This window comes from Mesobacillus maritimus, from assembly GCF_019749255.1.
Classification (GTDB): domain Bacteria; phylum Bacillota; class Bacilli; order Bacillales; family Cytobacillaceae; genus Mesobacillus_B; species Mesobacillus_B maritimus_A.
Genome location: NZ_JACWFH010000002.1, coordinates 1 through 19,233, shown reverse-complemented (window position 1 = coordinate 19,233; position 19,233 = coordinate 1). Strand labels below are relative to the sequence as shown.

Annotated in this window: 20 protein-coding genes, 1 rRNA gene and 1 other annotated feature; all 21 genes read right to left on the bottom strand. The window is 40.5% G+C overall.

Translation table 11 applies throughout. The annotated features are described in order from the left end of the window. Positions 1-187: 187 nt before the first annotated feature. Positions 188-613, bottom strand: coding sequence for a 50S ribosomal protein L11 (gene rplK, locus H0185_RS00985; protein ID WP_221870346.1), 426 nt, complete (start codon positions 611-613; stop codon positions 188-190). Positions 614-789: 176 nt separating this feature from the next. Next, positions 790-1,323 carry a transcription termination/antitermination protein NusG gene (gene nusG, locus H0185_RS00980; protein WP_221870344.1) on the bottom strand — a complete coding sequence of 178 codons (534 nt, stop codon included), beginning with the start codon at positions 1,321-1,323 and terminating at the stop codon, positions 790-792. Positions 1,324-1,440: 117 nt separating this feature from the next. Further along, positions 1,441-1,620 carry a preprotein translocase subunit SecE gene (secE, locus tag H0185_RS00975; RefSeq protein WP_221870342.1) on the bottom strand — a complete coding sequence of 60 codons (180 nt, stop codon included), beginning with the start codon at positions 1,618-1,620 and terminating at the stop codon, positions 1,441-1,443. 45 nt (positions 1,621-1,665) lie between these two features. Beyond that, complete coding sequence (gene rpmG, locus H0185_RS00970; protein WP_221870340.1) at positions 1,666-1,815, bottom strand: 50S ribosomal protein L33; 150 nt, start codon at positions 1,813-1,815, stop codon at positions 1,666-1,668. Positions 1,816-1,922: 107 nt separating this feature from the next. Further along, positions 1,923-2,573 (bottom strand): RNA polymerase sporulation sigma factor SigH, encoded by a 651-nt coding sequence (gene sigH, locus H0185_RS00965; RefSeq protein ID WP_221870339.1) that lies wholly within the window; start codon positions 2,571-2,573, stop codon positions 1,923-1,925. A 72-nt stretch (positions 2,574-2,645) separates the two neighbouring features. Further along, positions 2,646-3,155, bottom strand: coding sequence for an NYN domain-containing protein (locus H0185_RS00960; RefSeq protein WP_221870337.1), 510 nt, complete (start codon positions 3,153-3,155; stop codon positions 2,646-2,648). A gap of 1 nt (position 3,156) precedes the next feature. Further along, positions 3,157-3,900 carry a 23S rRNA (guanosine(2251)-2'-O)-methyltransferase RlmB gene (gene rlmB, locus H0185_RS00955; protein ID WP_221870335.1) on the bottom strand — a complete coding sequence of 248 codons (744 nt, stop codon included), beginning with the start codon at positions 3,898-3,900 and terminating at the stop codon, positions 3,157-3,159. Next, positions 3,897-4,316: a Mini-ribonuclease 3 gene (locus H0185_RS00950; protein ID WP_221870333.1), complete on the bottom strand. Its 420-nt coding sequence runs from the start codon at positions 4,314-4,316 to the stop codon at positions 3,897-3,899. The genes rlmB and H0185_RS00950 overlap by 4 nt, the downstream gene beginning before the upstream one ends. 3 nt (positions 4,317-4,319) lie before the next feature. Next, the gene (gene cysS / locus H0185_RS00945) at positions 4,320-5,717 is read right to left on the bottom strand and encodes a cysteine--tRNA ligase (RefSeq protein ID WP_221870331.1); all 1,398 of its coding nucleotides are present in this window, start codon (positions 5,715-5,717) and stop codon (positions 4,320-4,322) included. After that, entirely contained in the window at positions 5,698-6,366 is a 669-nt protein-coding gene (cysE, locus tag H0185_RS00940) for a serine O-acetyltransferase (RefSeq protein WP_221870432.1), read from the bottom strand. The genes cysS and cysE overlap by 20 nt, the downstream gene beginning before the upstream one ends. A 445-nt stretch (positions 6,367-6,811) precedes the next feature. Continuing rightward, positions 6,812-7,035: a binding site (T-box leader), on the bottom strand. Between the two features lie 67 nt (positions 7,036-7,102). Beyond that, a complete protein-coding gene (gene gltX / locus H0185_RS00935; protein WP_221870329.1) occupies positions 7,103-8,557 on the bottom strand; it encodes a glutamate--tRNA ligase in 1,455 nt (484 codons plus the stop codon). Positions 8,558-8,601: 44 nt separating this feature from the next. Further along, the gene (gene ispF, locus H0185_RS00930; RefSeq protein ID WP_221870327.1) at positions 8,602-9,084 is read right to left on the bottom strand and encodes a 2-C-methyl-D-erythritol 2,4-cyclodiphosphate synthase; all 483 of its coding nucleotides are present in this window, start codon (positions 9,082-9,084) and stop codon (positions 8,602-8,604) included. Positions 9,085-9,133: 49 nt separating this feature from the next. Next, positions 9,134-9,823: a 2-C-methyl-D-erythritol 4-phosphate cytidylyltransferase gene (ispD, locus tag H0185_RS00925; protein ID WP_221870325.1), complete on the bottom strand. Its 690-nt coding sequence runs from the start codon at positions 9,821-9,823 to the stop codon at positions 9,134-9,136. A gap of 19 nt (positions 9,824-9,842) precedes the next feature. Next, positions 9,843-10,931, bottom strand: a complete 1,089-nt coding sequence (locus H0185_RS00920; RefSeq protein ID WP_221870324.1) for a PIN/TRAM domain-containing protein — start codon at positions 10,929-10,931, stop codon at positions 9,843-9,845. A 203-nt stretch (positions 10,932-11,134) separates the two neighbouring features. Then, positions 11,135-12,208, bottom strand: coding sequence for a DNA integrity scanning diadenylate cyclase DisA (gene disA / locus H0185_RS00915; RefSeq protein WP_221870323.1), 1,074 nt, complete (start codon positions 12,206-12,208; stop codon positions 11,135-11,137). A 4-nt stretch (positions 12,209-12,212) separates the two neighbouring features. After that, positions 12,213-13,592, bottom strand: a complete 1,380-nt coding sequence (radA, locus tag H0185_RS00910; RefSeq protein WP_221870321.1) for a DNA repair protein RadA — start codon at positions 13,590-13,592, stop codon at positions 12,213-12,215. Positions 13,593-13,766: 174 nt separating this feature from the next. Then, positions 13,767-16,205, bottom strand: coding sequence for an ATP-dependent protease ATP-binding subunit ClpC (gene clpC, locus H0185_RS00905; RefSeq protein WP_221870319.1), 2,439 nt, complete (start codon positions 16,203-16,205; stop codon positions 13,767-13,769). 17 nt (positions 16,206-16,222) lie between these two features. Next, positions 16,223-17,293 carry a protein-arginine kinase McsB gene (gene mcsB, locus H0185_RS00900; protein ID WP_221870317.1) on the bottom strand — a complete coding sequence of 357 codons (1,071 nt, stop codon included), beginning with the start codon at positions 17,291-17,293 and terminating at the stop codon, positions 16,223-16,225. Positions 17,294-17,295: 2 nt separating this feature from the next. After that, positions 17,296-17,844, bottom strand: coding sequence for a protein-arginine kinase activator protein McsA (mcsA, locus tag H0185_RS00895; protein ID WP_221870315.1), 549 nt, complete (start codon positions 17,842-17,844; stop codon positions 17,296-17,298). A gap of 25 nt (positions 17,845-17,869) precedes the next feature. Continuing rightward, complete coding sequence (locus tag H0185_RS00890; RefSeq protein ID WP_221870313.1) at positions 17,870-18,331, bottom strand: CtsR family transcriptional regulator; 462 nt, start codon at positions 18,329-18,331, stop codon at positions 17,870-17,872. 782 nt (positions 18,332-19,113) lie between these two features. Then, a 5S ribosomal RNA gene (gene rrf / locus H0185_RS00885) occupies positions 19,114-19,229 on the bottom strand. Positions 19,230-19,233: the final 4 nt, after the last annotated feature.

Below are 19,233 nucleotides of genomic sequence, written 5' to 3'. Positions count from 1 at the left end.
GAGCCGGCATGAAGGTTGTTCTTTAACCTTCTCGACGGATTGGCTTATGACCCGAGGGACTAGGCACTTGGCCAATCATCTAGAAAAGCCTAGTGTTCTAAACGAACAGTAGGACGAACAGACAAACTAAAGGTTGCGAGAGAAATCTATTCATCGTCGCAACCCCTACATCTCCTGCATTAAGCAATTAGTCTTCGATGTTGATACCCATGCTGCGGGCAGTACCTTCGACCATACGCATTGCTGCTTCAACGCTAGCTGCGTTCAGGTCAGGCATTTTCTGTTCCGCAATCTCGCGTACCTTCTCACGCTTGACTGTTGCTACTTTATTACGGTTTGGTTCACCAGAACCAGACTGAATTCCAGCTGCTACTTTCAAAAGAACGGCAGCAGGAGGAGTTTTCGTAATAAATGTAAATGAACGGTCTTCAAAAACCGTAATTTCAACAGGAATGATCAAACCAGCCTGATCAGCTGTACGTGCGTTAAATTCCTTACAGAATCCCATGATGTTCACACCTGCTTGACCTAGTGCAGGACCAACCGGTGGCGCTGGGTTAGCTTTACCAGCAGGGATTTGTAATTTTACAATTTTAATTACTTTTTTAGCCACGAGACACACCTCCTTAAAGTCCGTGATGTGGTAATAGGGTGTTCCCCTCCCACTCAGTTCAGTCTCTATCCTAAGCAATCACATTATCTCAGGATAAAGAACATAATATATGTTTGTCCCGGTTACGAGACATACTGACCTATGAAATGTTACCACTTTTCTTTTTTAATTTCAAGTTATAATTTTTTTATCTGAGAAAATTCAAGTTCAACTGGAGTATCTCGACCAAACATATTAACGAGAACCTTCAGTTTCCCTTTGTCTTTATCAATCTCTTCGATGGATCCTGTAAAGTTTGTAAATGGTCCTTCACTTACTTGTACAGTCTCACCTAATTCAAAGTCGATATCAATCCGTTGCTCGTCCACACCCATGCGTTTTAAAATCATATCAACTTCATCTGGCAGTAATGGTGATGGTTTTGAGCCATGCCCAGAGGAACCTACAAAGCCTGTTACTCCTGGAGTATTCCTTACTACATACCAAGAGTCATCTGTCATAACCAACTCTACTAAAACATACCCTGGGAATGTTTTCCGCTTAATCACTTTCTTTTTACCATTCTTAATATCTGTCTCTTCTTCTTCAGGTACGACTACTCGAAAGATCTTATCTTGCATACCCATTGACTCAACGCGTTTCTCAAGATTAGTCTTAACTTTATTCTCATATCCTGAATACGTATGAACTACATACCAATTCTTTTCCATTTACAGAGGACTTTAGCGTCCGTCCCTCCCTTTTTTTCAGCAAACAAAAAACCCGTTATCCGGGCTTTTGTAAAAAATTCCTGCGTTATTCTCCATTATACCATGAGAACACGTGGGTTATTCAAGGATTAAGCGAATCAATTCAGAAAATCCAAGATCAATCACAGTGAAAAACAATGCCATAAAAACGACTGTCGATAAAACAACAATTGTATAACGAACAAGTTCCCTACGCTTTGGCCAACTGACCTTACGCATTTCACGGGCCACTTCAGGTAAAAACTTTGTGATGTTCATTTTGTAACCTCCAACTAGTGAATAGCAAACAATCTATCTATCATGTTATTTTGTTTCCCGATGAACAGTATGAGCATTGCAGTTTTTACAAAACTTTTTAAGTACTCGACGTTCAGTTTGATTTTCTTGATTGGCTGTACTCGAATAATTACGTGAACCACATTCGGAGCAAGCAAGCGTTATCTTTTTTGCCATAGTGCACCTACTAATTTATGTCTTTAAAACTTTATCATGGTAGGAAGTTAGTGTCAATAACTGTCGAATAGAATAAATGGTAGATTTATGGATATTCCCTTCTATCTTCAAGTCGATAATTCCCTTAGGTCAATGTATCGTTCTAATTTCCTTTTCACCCGTTGAAGTGCGTTGTCTATCGACTTTACATGGCGATTTAATTCTTCAGATATCTCTTGATAGGATTGTCCATCCAAATATAATGCTAGCACCTTCCGTTCGAGGTCACTTAACAGTTCTTCCATTTTTATCTCAATCTGAATATATTCCTCTCGATGAATAATCAGTTCCTCAGGATCCATGATTTTAGCTCCAGTAATCACATCCATTAAGGTTCGGTCTGATTCTTCGTCAAAAATTGGTTTATCTAGGGATACATATGAATTAAGTGGAATATGTTTTTGCCTTGTAGCTGTTTTAATTGCGGTAATAATTTGCCGCGTAATACAGAGTTCAGCAAAGGCCTTAAAAGAGGTAAGTTTATCTTCTTTAAAGTCACGAACCGCTTTATAAAGTCCAATCATACCCTCCTGAACAATATCTTCCTTGTCAGCCCCAATCAGGAAATAGGACCTAGCTTTTGCTCGTACAAAATTTCGGTATTTTTTTATTAAAAAATCAAGAGCCTCGCTATCACCATTGTGAACTGCTTCTACTACTACTTCATCCTCAAGCTCATTATATTTTTTAGCCTGTTTTGAACCGAAATCAGCCTTCACTAAGATCCCTCCACCGGACTTTTCCAAGGATAGGAATATTATACAGTAGTTTTTTTTTTAGCGTCAACCCAGTTAGTGCCCACCACGGCGCCACTTTTCAAATATTTCAGCAATTTCATCACTAAGTGGGATTCTACTCAATGGCTTTTTTTTCTGGATTTTTTGTACCTTCTTTTCAATCTTTTGCTCCATTACGCTCATTTCTGTATATAACTCCCGAGCAGACTTCCTCAAGGCCCCTTGACCAAAAATTGCCCATTGCTCCGTAAAATCGGAAGTAGCGACATGAATTTGCGTTTTTCGGTTGCTAAGGTCAATGGCTAGCTTTTCAATTCGCTCATCTGCTGTCTCATTTTCCTTTGTATAGATCACTTCAACCTTGTAATTCTTATACCGCTGTTCGGTTCCATGAACGTAATGTGCATCAAAAACAACAATCACTCGATACCCCGTATAAGCCTTATACTCCGCCATCTTTTCAACCAAGAGATCCCTTGCAGCAGCAAGGTCTTTCGTTTTCAATACTCTGAGTTCCGGCCATGCACCGATAATGTTGTATCCATCTACTAACAGGATATCCATCTTAATGCCCTAAGGGATAACGTTTGCGGTAAACCTCATACATCAGTAACGATGCAGCTACTGAGGCATTGAGCGACGTAACTTTTCCAACCATAGGCAATCGAAGAAGAAAATCACATTTTTCGCGAATAATTCTTCCCATGCCTTTCCCTTCACTCCCAATGACAAGTGCGAGCGGCATCGTTCCATCAAAAGCACGATAATCTTCTTTCCCCGCAGCATCCGTTCCTGCAACCCATACTCCACGTTCCTTCAATTCATCAATTGTTCTAGATAAATTTGTTACCCGGACGACAGGGATATGCTCGATCGCACCAGTTGAGGCCTTTGCAACGGTTGCCGTTAAACCAACTGCTCTTCTTTTCGGGATAATAATGCCATGCGCCCCTGAAGCATCCGCTGTCCTCATAATAGATCCAAGGTTATGAGGGTCCTCAATTTCATCCAAAATTAAAAAGAAGGGTGCTTCATTTCTTTTTTCAGCTACAGAAAATAAATCATCAAGTTCCGCATACTCATACGCTGCAACTTGAGCGATAACCCCCTGATGACTTCCTTCGTACATTTGATCTAATTTTTTCTTTGGCACAAATTGAACAATGACATTTGACTCTTTCGCTAGACCAATTACTTGTTGCATTTGTCCTCTTTGAGAACCTTCAGCAATCAAAATTTTATTAATATCACGGTGTGATTTTAGTGCTTCCATTATAGGGTTTTTTCCACCGATGTATTCCTCGCTCATGATACCCTTCCTCCTTCTTCAACAATCGCAAAAGCAGCCTCAATCAATTCTTCTAACCGCTTTTCATTCCCCCCTATAAACAGATACCCAATCAATGCCTCGAAGGCTGTACTATATCGGTACGTTTGCACATCTGTATTTTTCGGAACAGTTCCGGATTTTGCATTTCTCCCTCTCTTCAGAACAGCTATCTCTTCCTCAGATAACTTTTGCTCATCGATAAAAGAATGGATGATCATTGCCTGTGCTTTTGCAGATACGTACTTCGTCGCTTCCCGATGGAGCTTATTCGGCCGCACCTTTCCGCTCTGCAAAAGGTGGAGCCGTACATATTTTTCATATACGGCATCCCCCATATAAGCAAGAGCGAGGCTATTTAATTGTTTTTCATCCACTTTTTGATTATATGATAGCATTCCCTATCCTCTTTTCCATCTCGTACCTTGTGCAGTATCTTCTAGAATGATCTTCATCTCTTTTAACTGATCTCGAATTTCATCAGCAAGCTTGAAATTTCTATCTTTCCTAGCCTGGATTCTTTTTTCAATCAAGGCTTCAACTTCTTCATCAAGGAGTTCGTTGGCACCTAAAGAAAGACCGAAAACGCCAAGTAATTCGTCAAATTCATTCATAAAAGCTTTAATGACTTCTTCCGCTGTATTTTTCTCCACTAAATACAGGTTCGCAAGTTTTGAGAGTTCAAATAAAACAGATACACCATTTGCTGTGTTAAAGTCATCGTCCATTTCCTTAATAAACTGCTGATGTAGAGCTGATATTTTATCCAACCATTCCTGATTATTATTTGTTAAGTTTGTACTTGATTCCAAACGATGCTTAAGATTTTGATAGGACGTTGTCAACCTTTCGAATGCTGCCTTTGTATTCTCAAGTAACTCTTCACTGTAGTTAATTGGATTGCGATAATGAACAGACAGCATAAAGAATCTTAAGACTTGTGGGTCATGTTGTTTGATGATGTCATGAACAAGCACGAAGTTCCCCAGTGATTTGGACATTTTTTCATTGTCTATATTAATATAGCCATTATGCATCCAATAGCGAGCAAAAGATTTCCCTGTTAATGCTTCTGATTGGGCAATTTCATTTTCATGATGTGGGAAGGCCAAATCCTGACCTCCTGCATGAATATCAATCGTATCTCCTAAGTACTGCTTTGCCATTGCTGAGCATTCAATATGCCAACCTGGTCGACCTTGACCCCATGGGCTTTCCCAGGAAATCTCGCCATCCTTCGCTTCTTTCCAAAGTGCAAAGTCAAGTGCATCTTGTTTCTTTTCTCCGATTTGAATTCTTGCGCCTATTTTCAATTCATCAATGGACTGGTGTGACAATTTCCCGTATTCAGAGAACTTTCTCGTTCTAAAATAAACATCTCCACCTGATTCATAGGCATATCCTTTATCAATTAAAGCCTTGATAAAATCAATAATGATATCCATCGTTTCAGTAACGCGAGGATGAACATCAGCTCGTTTGCAACCTAGTGCTGTTGTGTCTTCAAAGTAAGCATTGATAAACCGATTGGCTATGGTCGGAACATCTTCTCCTAGTTCCTTGGCTGCACGAATCAACTTATCATCAACATCCGTAAAATTTGAAACATATTTTACATCATAGCCTCTAAATTCGAGGTAGCGGCGCACTGTATCAAAGACAATCGCTGGGCGTGCATTTCCGATATGAATATAGTTATAAACCGTTGGCCCGCATACATACATTTTTACTTTTCCTTCTTCGAGCGGGATAAATTCTTCTTTTTCACGTTTCAACGTGTTATATATTTGAATTGGCATTCATCTTACTCCTTTCTTCCTTCAATCCTCTTAGCTCTCCCTGCAGTAAAGCAATCTCTGCTTCAAGTGTTTTAAAGCGGTCAGAAATTGGATCTGGAAGATCTGAATGATTTAAATCTTTTTTTATTTTAACTCCATCTTGGATAACGACTCGACCAGGTACCCCAACCACTGTCGAGTTTGGAGGAACATCCTTTAATACAACAGAGCCGCCGCCAATTTTAGAGTTCTCTCCGATCGTAATCGAGCCGAGTACCTTTGCACCGGTAGCAATGAGGGCATTGTCCTTAACAGTCGGATGTCGTTTCCCTTTCTCTTTCCCTGTTCCACCTAGCGTTACACCCTGATAGATGGTGACATTATCTCCAATTTCACAGGTTTCTCCGATGACAACCCCCATGCCATGGTCAATAAAAAGCCGTCGGCCGATTTTAGCACCAGGGTGAATTTCAATTCCGGTAAAAAAGCGACTGATTTGCGATATAATCCTTGCAATAAAATAAAGCTTTCGTTTAAATAACGCATGTGCAAGTCGGTGAGACCAAATTGCATGGAGGCCGGCATAAGTTAGGATTACTTCTAAACGACTTCTGGCAGCAGGATCTTGATCAAATACGACTTCGATATCTTCCTTCAGTACTTTAAACATCATTACCATCCCCCAGTATCTCCAAAATAATAAAAGCGCAAGCGTCCTGTTCAGCGGCGTATGACCTGGAACGCTCCAACCAAGATAAGGTTTTTCTTAGGGCATCAGCCATTAGAAAAATCCATCGTGTTCTTTACAGGCAGTTGAGAACCGACTGCCTGTTAGAATGCGGAAAAGGAAACACGAAGAACGTTAGCGCATTCGTACTTGACTTATCGTAGGGCGGAGAGCGAAGGGCACTGGACGCTCGAGCTAGACTCGTCTCAAAGTCAAAACTTATATACTTTCTTTTCCCCATAAGGTTGACAAGTCGAACAATGAATCTATATCTACATTGCCGTTCTCAACTACATGGCTGTTGATTTCCGCTCCAGGCACGAGCGTTCCGTCACCCTTGTGCACTTCCTACACAGCCAAAAAATAAAAAAACGCCCCTGTCATCACTGACAGAGACGCTTGTGCGCGGTTCCACTCTGTTTAAGCTCTAAAAAGGAGCCTCAACTTTAGCCTGTTAACGGGAGGACCCGCCCTGAACTACTTAGAACACTTCTGTTCGTACAGGGGCTCAGAGGGGCATTTCAAAAAATGAGGGGCTTAAACCACTTTCAGCCGATGATGGTTCTCTCTAAAAAGCATCACTTTTTTACTTTTCCTCTTCCACACTTTAGAGCTATCATAATTACTCTTACTATATTATATTTAGCTATCTTTGTTAACTATATTGCTAAAAATATTTCTAGTCCAGTAAATTGGTTACTCTTTCTTTCACTTTATCCTTCCCAAGAAGCTCCATAGCGAGCATCAGGTCAGGTCCATGTGTCTGACCAGTTAGAGCCGCTCGTATTGGCATGAATAACTTTTGCCCTTTATGACCAGTTCCTTTTTGGACTGCTTTAACCGCCGCTTTAACTTGTGGTGCTGTAAATTCCTCTAAAGAATCTATCTCCTGTAAGAAAGCACGCATGACCTCAGGAACTTGTTCTCCCGCTAAGACTTCCTTCGCTTCTTCCTCAAAAACCAACTCGTCTTGGAAGAATAGTTCTGACATCTCTACGATTTCTGCCCCATAACTCATTTTCTCTTGGAAAAGAGAGATTAGACTTTTAACCCAAGTATCTTCTTCCACTGTACGGTCTTCTTTTACCTTTCCAGCTTTAATAAGATGCGGCAAAGCTAAGTCGATGACTCTATCGATTTCCGCCTTTTTCATATACTGGTTATTCATCCAAGTAAGCTTTTGGCGGTCAAATAACGCTGGAGACTTTGAAAGACGTTCTGCATCAAATTTTTCAATAAATTCTTCCTTCGAGAAGATTTCTTCTTCCCCTGCAGGTGACCATCCTAGCAATGCAATAAAGTTAAACAATGCTTCTGGAAGATATCCAAGCTCCTCGTACTGCTCGATAAATTGAATGATGGATTCATCACGTTTGCTCAATTTTTTTCTGCTTTCATTGACAATAAGGGTCATATGACCAAACACAGGTGGTTCCCAGCCAAATGCATCATAAATCAACAGCTGCTTTGGCGTGTTAGAAATATGGTCATCCCCACGGAGGACATGAGAAATCTTCATTAGATGATCATCGATGACTACCGCATAATTATAAGTTGGAATTCCATCTTTCTTCACAATTACAAAATCACCAAAGCCATCTGATTCAAATGATACCTCGTCCTTAACCATATCATCAAAACGAAGGACCTTATCATTCGGAACCTTAAAACGAATGCTTGGCTTTCGACCTTCCTTTTCAAACTGAGCTCGGTCTTCTTCACTCAAATGACGGCATCGTCCTGAATACTTTGGCGTTTCGTTGCGCTCCATTTGCGCCGCACGGTCGGCCTCAAGCTCTTCTTCTGTACAATAGCATTTATAGGCCTGTCCTTTTGCAAATAGCTGTTTTGTATATTCATCATAGATGGCTATACGCTCTGATTGGCGGTATGGACCGTATTCCCCTCCAACATCGATGCTTTCATCCCATTCCATTCCAAGCCATTTCAGATAATGCAATTGGCTTTGCTCTCCGCCTTCAATATTACGTTTTTGATCCGTATCTTCAATGCGGATAATGAATTTTCCACCTTGATTGCGTGCGTATAAGTAGTTAAAAAGCGCCGTACGGGCATTTCCAATATGTAAGTGTCCCGTTGGGCTCGGGGCATAGCGTACACGAATATCTGACATAAAAAAATCCTCCTAGTCTTACCTTATCAGTTGTTAACGTAATTTTATTTCGGTGATTTCTGGATTAAGATAACCGCTTGTGAGGCAATTCCTTCTCCTCGTCCAGTAAAACCTAATTTTTCGGTCGTGGTTGCTTTTACATTCACCTGCTCAATGGTCCCCTCAAGAAGGACAGCAACCCGCTCTTTAATAGAATCAATATATGGAGCCATCTTAGGCTTTTGAGCGATAATGGTACAATCCACATTGACAAGGCTATACCCTTTCTCTTTCACCATTCCCCAAACATGCTCAAGCAGCTTAGCTGAATCAGCATCCTTAAAGGTAGGATCTGTATCAGGAAAGTGTTTGCCAATATCTCCTTCGCCGATTGCACCTAGACAGGCATCCGCGATTGTATGTAACAATACATCCGCATCGGAATGTCCTAATAACCCCTTTTCATATGGTATGGTAATACCACCGATGATCAACGGACGGCCATCGGCAAGCTGGTGTACATCAAATCCCTGTCCTATTCGAAACATCTTAAGTTTGCTCCTTTTAATCATAGATAGATTGAAAATCGTGACAACCTTAGCCTAACTGCTTCCGCTTCTTCAAAATCGCCTCAGCAAAGAACATATCTTCAGGCGTTGTCAGCTTTATATTATCATAATCTCCTTCAATAATAACGACTTTATGCGGAAGTCGTTCAACAAGGCTAGCATCATCTGTGCCTGTAAATTGTTCTTCCACGGCGTATTCATGGGCTTTACGTAGGATAGAAACACGAAAAGCTTGTGGGGTCTGCACTGCCCACAAGCTTGAACGCTCGATTGTTTCTGATACTAGGAGATTTTCCGCCTTTTTAATCGTATCCTTAACAGGTACAGCTGCAATGGCTGCTCCAGAGCTTTCTGCGGCTTTCACAAGCTCGTGAACCGTATCTAGCGTAACGAACGGTCTTGCACCATCGTGGACAAGTACAATACCATCAGCTTGAATAACCTTCACCCCATTGTAGACACTGTCCTGCCGTTCTTTCCCACCATGCACAAGGTGAGTTACCTTGCTTATACGATATTCTGTTAATAATTCATTGAAGGATTCTTTATCTTGCGGATGAATTGAAAGAATAATACCTGAGCATTCCGTATCTTGTTCAAAAACACGTAAAGTATGAATAAGTACTGGAATGGTTTCAAGCGTCAAAAAAAGCTTGTTTCTCCCTGCTCCCATTCGTTTCCCCTGACCCGCAGCTGGAATAATGACCTGGTAAGCCATAAATCGTATCTCCTATCGTCTATAACGCTTTTTCTAATAGTTTAGGTTTGGCAAAAATCATTCGCCCTGCAGATGTCTGCAAGACACTGGTTACAAGGACATCAATTCGTTTTCCGATATAATCTCGTCCTTCTTCTACTACAATCATCGTTCCGTCATCAAGGTATGCAATGCCCTGATTATGCTCTTTCCCATCTTTGATAACCTGAATACTTAATTCTTCTCCAGGTAGGACAACTGGTTTTACAGCATTGGCTAAGTCATTGATATTTAATACAGAAACACCTTGAAGCTCACAGACTTTATTTAAGTTAAAATCATTCGTAACCACAACACCATTTGTAAGCTTTGCAAGTTTGACAAGTTTTGAGTCTACTTCCTGTATCTCCTCAAAGTCTCCCTCATAAATATCAACCTGAATCGCAAGCTCCTTTTGAATTCGATTAAGAATATCAAGACCACGGCGGCCACGGTTTCGTTTTAGAACATCAGAAGAATCAGCAATATGCTGTAATTCCTCAAGAACAAACTGTGGGATGATAATCGTACCTTCAAGAAAGCCTGTTTGGCAAATATCCGCAATTCTTCCATCAATAATCACACTGGTGTCGAGGATTTTCCATGTGCTTGTGCCTAATGATTTGTCCTCTGTTTCCTCTTCCCCGCCCTTCTTCTTACGGCTTGAAAAAAGATTTAAGAGTTCATCACGTTTTTTAAACCCGACCTGGAAACCGAGATATCCAAAAACTAGCGTAAGTAAAATTGGCGCTACTGTATTAAAAACCGGAACTTGGATTGCATTAAAGGCGAAGCCGATTAAAAAAGCCACTAATAGACCAAAAAACAATCCAACACCACCGGTCAGTAAGTCAGCAAGTGGAGCTTTTATTAATGATTCCTCGAGCCATTTAACAAAATTGGTCACATAATCAACTGCCCAAAAAGTAAGGAAATAAAAAATAAGTGCACCAAGTATAGCAGAAACATACGGGTTAGCTAGGAATGAAATATTCTCAATCTGAACGAGCATGATTAAATCAGGAATTAAGAAAATCCCAAGTGTTCCTCCAATAATTAAGAAACAGGCTTGAATTATACGTCTTAACATCACATCACCTCCTTAATATCATTATAAACAATTTTGATAAATTGAAACCTTTGCCTATAGAGAATTTTACTGAATAGCAATAGAGTGACATTTTTTACATATGGGTGTAACACTCTATTTTACTTACTTTCTTATAGTGTTTACCCTTGGTTTAAAATTAGCATCCTACCTAGGTAGTGTCAAATATTAGCAGTATAGTGATTCTAGATATGACGGTCGGAAATCAATTGTTCTAAAATCCGTTTGAAGCCCTCTTTAATTTTTTTAGCCCTAACCTCACCAATCCCTTCAACATCATCTAGCTCAGCAACTGTTGCGGACACGATACTACGAAAATGTTTAAAGCGGTGTACCAAGTTTTCAATAATAATTGGGGGAAGTCGCGGGATTTTATTTAACATCCGATAGCCTCTTGGGCTAATCGTCTCTTCAAGATGAACATAGCCCTGATAACCAAGCAATTTTAATAACACGCCGTCTTCAATCACCCCTGCTTTTGATAAACCCTGGAAGCGCACTAATACTTCTTCTGGATCCTTCTCTCCTTCAGAAATATAATCTTTTATCAAAAGCTTTGCTTCGATCTCCATATCGGTCATGATCTCTTGCATCTGAAGACGAATAAGTCGTCCTTCTGCTCCGAGTTCACTCAAGTAGGATAATAATTCATTTTTTATTCGAAAAACCATTTCAAAACGGTGCATAACTTGCATGAGGTCATGATAGGTGACCAACTCCTCAAACTCTAGTAATCCGAAATTCGTAATGCTTTGTTCAAGAACAATTTTATATTTCTCCAGAGTTTGAATGGCCAGATTGGCTTTTGTCAATATCACCGATATATCCCTTAGTGAATAGCGAAGATTCCCTTGGTACAAGGTAATGACTGTCCTCCGCTGAGAGATGGCAATGACCAGTGCCTTTGTCTGTTTTGCCACCCTTTCTGCTGTACGATGGCGCATCCCTGTTTCAGTGGAGGGAATTCCCGGATTGGGGGCAAGTTGAGCATTGGCAAAAAGAATTTTATTGCCTTGTTCATTTAAAATGATGGCACCATCCATTTTTGCTAATTCATACAACGAACTAGGGCTAAACATACAATCAATCCTAAAGCCTCCATCAACCAGTTCCTGAACTTTTTCGTTATAGCCGACAACAATTAGCCCTCCTGTATGGGCTCGTAGGACATTATCAATCCCTTCTCTTAGAGGAGTACCAGGAGCAATAAATTGGAGAATATCACTCAATGTACGATCCTCAACCTTGCTACTATCCAATCTCTTATCCCTCCAGTGTTACCTTTAATGTCTGGCTGACTGTGGAAACACCGATTAAGGTAATCCCCTTAGGAGCAGTCCAGCCACCAAGGTTATTTTCGGGTAGGATGACTCTTTCAAAGCCGAGCTTCGCTGCTTCTTGAACCCGTTGTTCCACACGTGAGACCCGCCGTACTTCCCCTGTGAGTCCAACCTCACCAATGATACAGTCCGTCGCCCGTGTTGGTTTATCTCGGAAGCTGGAGGCAATGCTGACCGCAATGGCTAAGTCAATTGCTGGCTCATCTAACTTGACTCCACCAGCCACTTTTAAATAAGCATCTTGATTCTGTAGCAACAAGCCAACCCGCTTCTCTAAAACAGCCATAAGCAGATTCACCCGGCTATGGTCCATTCCAGTTGCCATTCTTCGTGGATTCCCAAAGCTTGTTGGTGAAATGAGTGCTTGAATTTCAACCAATACAGGTCTAGTCCCTTCCATGGAGGCAACAACTGTGGAGCCTGATGCACCTTGTGAGCGTTCCTCGAGGAAAATCTCTGAAGGATTCGCTACTTCTTCAAGACCGCTTTCCTTCATTTCAAAAATTCCCATTTCATTTGTTGACCCAAAACGGTTTTTAACAGCACGTAAAATTCGGTAAGTATGATGACGTTCTCCTTCAAAATAAAGAACCGTATCTACCATATGTTCAAGTAACCGTGGACCAGCAATAGAACCTTCTTTTGTGACATGGCCTACGATAAAAATAGCAATTCCCTTTGTCTTAGCAATGCGCATCAACTCTGCAGTACATTCCCTTACTTGCGAAACACTCCCTGGAGCAGAAGTCACTTCTGGATGAAAAACAGTTTGGATAGAGTCGACAATAACAAAATCAGGGGAATTCTTCTCAATCGTCAAACTAATTTCCTCCAAATTTGTTTCCGAATAAACAAGTAGATTATCAGAGGAAATCCCCAGGCGGTCAGCTCTAAGCTTTGTCTGTCTAAGTGACTCTTCACCTGAAATATATAAAACAGAATGATTGATCTTAGCAAGTTGATGAGAAACCTGTAGCAATAGCGTCGATTTCCCAATTCCAGGATCCCCTCCAATGAGGACTAGAGAACCTTTAACCACTCCTCCACCAAGAACACGGTTCAGTTCATTTAACTCCGTTTTAATTCGTGGCTCACTAACTGTTTCTATACTTGTAATTGGTGTAGCCTTTGCTGCAACACCGGTACTAGTAGTATGGTTAAAAGCACCCCTTCGGCCTGTTCCTGCACTTTCAGTCTCTTCGACCATCTTGTTCCACTGTCCACAACCAGGACATTTCCCCATCCATTTAGCAGATTCATAGCCACATTCCTGACACATAAATTTTGTTTTTCTCTTAGCCATTACGTTCTTCCCTTCAATCATCTAATACCCTATTTCTATTTTTATAAGCTTTACATTTAAATAACATTGTTAAAGAACATGGTAATCTTCACAGTCATTTAAATTAATATAAATCGTTAATAAAAAAGGTATACGTACCTTGCATACGTATACCCTTTATTATAAAGCTTAGGATTATTTATTAACAATTTGTGTTGGTGTTTTTACCACAAACTCGTTATTCTCAACATCGATCACAACTTTTTGTCCCCTAAGAACGGTACCTTTTAATAGCTCTTCAGACAACTGATCTTCGATATGTTTCTGAATTGCTCTACGTAATGGTCGAGCTCCGTATTCTGGGTCATATCCTTCTTCTGAAACCTTTTCCTTCGCTGCATCAGTTAATTCTAAATTGATATCCTGTTCGCTTAGGCGTTTGGTTAATTGTTCAGACATAAGCGTAACAATTTGTTTTAAATGTTCCTTCTCTAGAGAATGGAAAACAATGATTTCATCGATACGGTTGATGAACTCTGGACGGAAAGCTCTTTTTAACTCTTCCATTACTTTCCCTTTCATATCCTTATAATCTTGTTCTCCATCTTGGATATTGAACCCAACAAACTTATTACGTTTAAGTGCTTCAGCTCCGACGTTCGAGGTCATAATAAGAACTGTATTACGGAAGTCTACCGTACGTCCCTTAGAGTCTGTTAAGCGCCCATCTTCTAGTACCTGAAGCAAAATGTTAAAAACATCTGGGTGAGCTTTCTCAATCTCATCTAATAGGATGACTGAGTACGGTTTTCTACGAACCTTTTCGGTTAGCTGACCGCCCTCATCATAGCCGACATAGCCTGGAGGTGAACCAACTAGACGAGAAGTCGAATGTTTCTCCATGTACTCGGACATGTCAACACGAATCATTGCATCTTCATCGCCAAACATTGCTTCAGCTAGTGCACGAGCTAATTCTGTTTTACCAACACCTGTTGGCCCAAGGAAAACGAAGGATCCAATCGGACGTTTCGGGTCTTTAAGACCTGCACGAGCACGTCTTACTGCCTTTGAAACGGCTTTAACGGCTTCATCCTGACCAATAAGTCGAGCGTGAAGGATTTCTTCAAGCTTTAATAACTTTTGTGTTTCGGTCTCGGCGATCTTCGAAACTGGGATTCCTGTCCAGCTAGATACGACACTAGCAATATCCTCAACCGTCACTTCACTATTTTCCTGACCTTGCTTTTCTTTCCATGTTTTCTTCGTATTTTCCAACTGTTCTCGTAAGCGCTGCTCTGTATCCCTTAGGGAAGCAGCCTTTTCAAATTCTTGACTTTGAACAGATGCATCTTTTTCCTTGCGAACTTCTTCAAGCTTTTGCTCAAGCTCTTTCAAGTTCGGCGGAGTTGTATATGAACGAAGACGCACTTTTGATCCAGCTTCATCAATTAAATCAATCGCCTTATCTGGTAAGAAGCGGTCTGAAATATAACGGTCTGAGAGCTTTACTGCTGCCTCAATGGCTTCATCAATAATCGATACGCGGTGATGGGCCTCATAGCGATCTCTTAACCCTTTTAAAATCTGAATAGATTCTTCCGGAGTTGGCTCATCCACTGTAATTGGTTGGAAACGTCTTTCTAATGCCGCATCTTTTTCGATATATTTTCGATACTCATCTAGAGTAGTCGCACCAATACACTGGAGCTCTCCACGTGCTAGTGATGGCTTCAAGATATTAGAGGCATCAATAGCTCCTTCTGCTCCACCGGCACCAATCAAAGTGTGCAACTCATCAATAAAGAGAATAATATTTCCCGCTTGACGGATTTCATCCATCACTTTCTTTAAACGGTCTTCAAATTCCCCACGATACTTCGTACCCGCAACAACCGTTCCCATATCCAGCGTCATTACACGCTTATCGCGGAGAATCTCAGGTACTTCATTATTGACAATCTGCTGTGCAAGTCCTTCAGCAATTGCTGTTTTACCAACCCCTGGTTCTCCAATAAGGACGGGGTTGTTTTTAGTACGGCGACTTAAGACCTCAATCACCCTTTGAATTTCCTTGCTTCTCCCGATCACAGGGTCAAGGCTTCCTTCTCGTGCTATCGCAGTCAAGTCACGTGCAAGACTATCTAAAGTTGGAGTATTGGCATTAACCGCTCCTCCACCTTGATGACTCGAGGTTTCATTGCTCCCTAATAGTTGGAGTACTTGTTGACGTGCCTTATTCAAACTCACTCCAAGATTATTTAATACTCTAGCTGCGACTCCTTCACCTTCACGAATAAGTCCAAGTAGAATATGCTCTGTCCCTACATAGGAGTGGCCAAGTTTTCTAGCTTCATCCATGGAAAGCTCAATAACCTTTTTTGCTCTTGGTGTATAATGAATGGTTTGAGTGCCTTCTTGACCTTTTCCAATTAAATTTTCTACTTCTTTTTGAATTTTTTCTGAACCTAAGCCTAAACCATAAAGAGCTTTGGCAGCAATTCCTTCTCCTTCACGGACAAGCCCCAATAGGATATGCTCCGTCCCAATATTGTTATGTCCAAGGCGTATTGCTTCTTCCTGTGCTAGAGCTAGCACTTTTTGCGCTCTTTCAGTAAACCGTCCAAACATCATAAAGCTCATCCTCCTTGTTATTGGTTCGTTTCCATTCTAATTCTTTCTCTTATTAAAGCCGCTCTACGGATATCTCTTTCATCCGGGCGGAGAGGACCCCCTGCATATTGTTGAAGAAATCCAGGTTGTGTTAGGATCATTAATTCATTTAAGATGCTTCTTGATAGGTCCTTTATATAACCCATATCTATTCCAAGCCTAACATCTGAGAGGCAACTTGCTGCTTCCTTTGATTCAATAATTCTGCTATTTTCTAAAACTCCAAAGGAGCGAAAGACTCTATCTTCTAATTGTATGTTTGAGGTCTTGGCTAATGCGTCTCTGGCTGACCTTTCCTGGGAAATCAGCTGGGAGACAACCCCTTTTAAATCATCGACAATATCCTCTTCTGATTTACCAAGTGTTGTTTGGTTTGAAATTTGAAAGATGTTCCCTAGGGCCTCGCTTCCTTCCCCGTATATCCCTCTCACAACCAAACCAAGCTGATTAATGGCAGGTAAGATTTTATTCATTTGTCTAGTCAATACAAGACCAGGCAAATGCATCATAACCGAAGCCCTTAAACCAGTCCCTACATTTGTAGGACAGCTTGTTAAATAACCATATTGTTCATCAAAAGCATAATTTATCTTTTCTTCTAACCAGTCATCAACTTCATTTGCTGCTTTTAATGCCTCGGTCAGCTGAAGACCAGGAAATAAACATTGAATCCTGATATGATCCTCTTCATTAATCATAATACTAACTTCTTCATTATCTGATAAAAGAAAGGCACCATTTAAAGAATGTTCGGCGAGATGAGGACTGATTAAATGCTTTTCGACTAATACTCTTTTTTGTAGTGGTTGAATATCATCAACTTTAAGCATTTCTAATGGTCCAAACCTAGTAGGGCAACCATTACTAATTCTTTCCTCAACTGCCTTTATAACAGCTTCCGCAGATTCTTTTGTCGCGATTGATGGAAAAGTAACTTCCCGAAGATTCCTTGCTAAGCGGATACGGGAACTTAGGACAATATCCGAATCTGGTCCGTCTTCACTCATCCAGGAGCTTACAGCCTGATTGATAAATCGTTCCAAAGACATCCCTATTCCCCCTCCTTACGTTCAACAGCTAGTTTCTTTTCTAAGGAGCGAATCTGGTCACGAACTTCTACTGCCTTCTCAAATTCTTCTTTAGCAATATGATCACTTAATGTTTGTTTCAAACTTGTGATATTTCGTTGCAATTGAAGGGTTCCACCAACCCGTTTTGGTATTTTTCCAATATGACTGGAGTTCCCGCTATGTAGACGGCGGGTAACTGGAATCAAATGTTCACGGAAGGTAGCATAACAATTTCCACATCCGAAACGCCCAACCTTAATGAATTGTGGAAACGTCATTGAACATTGTTCACATTGAAGGACTGTCTCGTGTTGAAAAGGTTCTTTTGTTTTTTGCTGAAAAGGTGAGTCCATATTTAGTAATCCCTGTAAAAAGTGATTAATCGAAAATCCTGGACCTTGACTCATTAAAAACATTTCACCTTTTTCCTGTGCACAACGTTCGCATAAATGTAATTCTGTTTTTTCTCCATTACTAAAATTAGTAAAATGAAGAGTGGCAGGTCTTTCGTTACATTCTTGGCATATCATGCTCTCACCTCTTAGCTCGCGAATATTACTTATATTTAATTGCCATTAGCATCGCCTTTAGCATTCTCGAACGAAGTTCATCTCTTTGTGGCAATTCCAGATGGAGGACGGAACGATCTAGAACACTTTGCATGATTTTAGCTTCCCTAAGTGTAATGACTTGCTCCTCCACGAGGCGGATAATAATATTTTCAGCACTTGCTTGAGAGATTCGATGGTTAACCAACGCTAACAATTGATCAATCAAATGGGCTTCATCATGGGTCTGCACCTTCATTATCCGAATATAGCCTCCACCACCACGCTTGCTTTCCACTAGATAACCACGTTCAATCGTAAACCTAGTATTAATAACGTAATTGATTTGGGATGGGACGCACTCAAATTTATCGGCGATTTCACTACGTTTAATTTCAACGAGATCTTGCTCGCTCATCTCTAATACCGCTTTTAGGTAATTTTCAATGATATCCGATATATTCCTCACAAAACCTCCCCCAATCTGACTTTGACTATCTTTGACATTAATTATACATAAAATAGCGGACCTATGCAATTATTGCGATAGTTCTATTTTGCCCATTTTTATGCATGGTAAAACCAGTCTGATATGATAATATTTACTACCCTTGTCCCGAGTGATTAAACTTTTTTCGTTCGACAATTAGTTACAGAGTTTTTGCGTAGATTAGTACTAGGGAGTTAGCGGGTCGGTAGTTATCCAGATTCGGGAACAATGTACTTTGGTTGAAGGTGAATGAGGTATCTGGTGGTTTCGACGAACTTTATGTGTTTCTGGTTATTTTTTATTCAAGGTTTCTGCAATCCTTTGTTTGTGGATATTCCCCCTAAAGGGATTATCCACAAATCCGTGCAGCTTTTTATTCCCTTTAGGGGGAATATATCATCATTTCTCAGATCCTTTACGGTTGGTTATTCCTTATAGGGGAATATAACGTCTCTTAGCCGTTAGGGGGAATAAAAGGTGGTTTAGAGGGAATATCATTTAGTTTCTAGAAACAGTACAATAAGATATTCCCAAGGAGAGAATTTTTAGGTGGATTTGCTATTTTTATTCACCATTTCTTTGGCAATATAAAACTAAACTTGTTATCTTTATTCTCCTACAGGGAATAAGGTCAAACAAAGTCTATTCATTTTGACTGATTTTCTCCAAAAAGTGTATGTAAACTAGTAAAACATTAAGAAAAATGACCTTTTTAGCTAAAACCAAAAAAAAACAGCTAAATATCAGCTGTTCTTTCATGTGCCTGGCAACGTCCTACTCTCACAGGGGGAAACCCCCAACTACCATCGGCGCTGAGAAGCTTAACTTCCGTGTTCGGCATGGGAACGGGTGTGACCTTCTCGCTATCGCCACCAGACTAT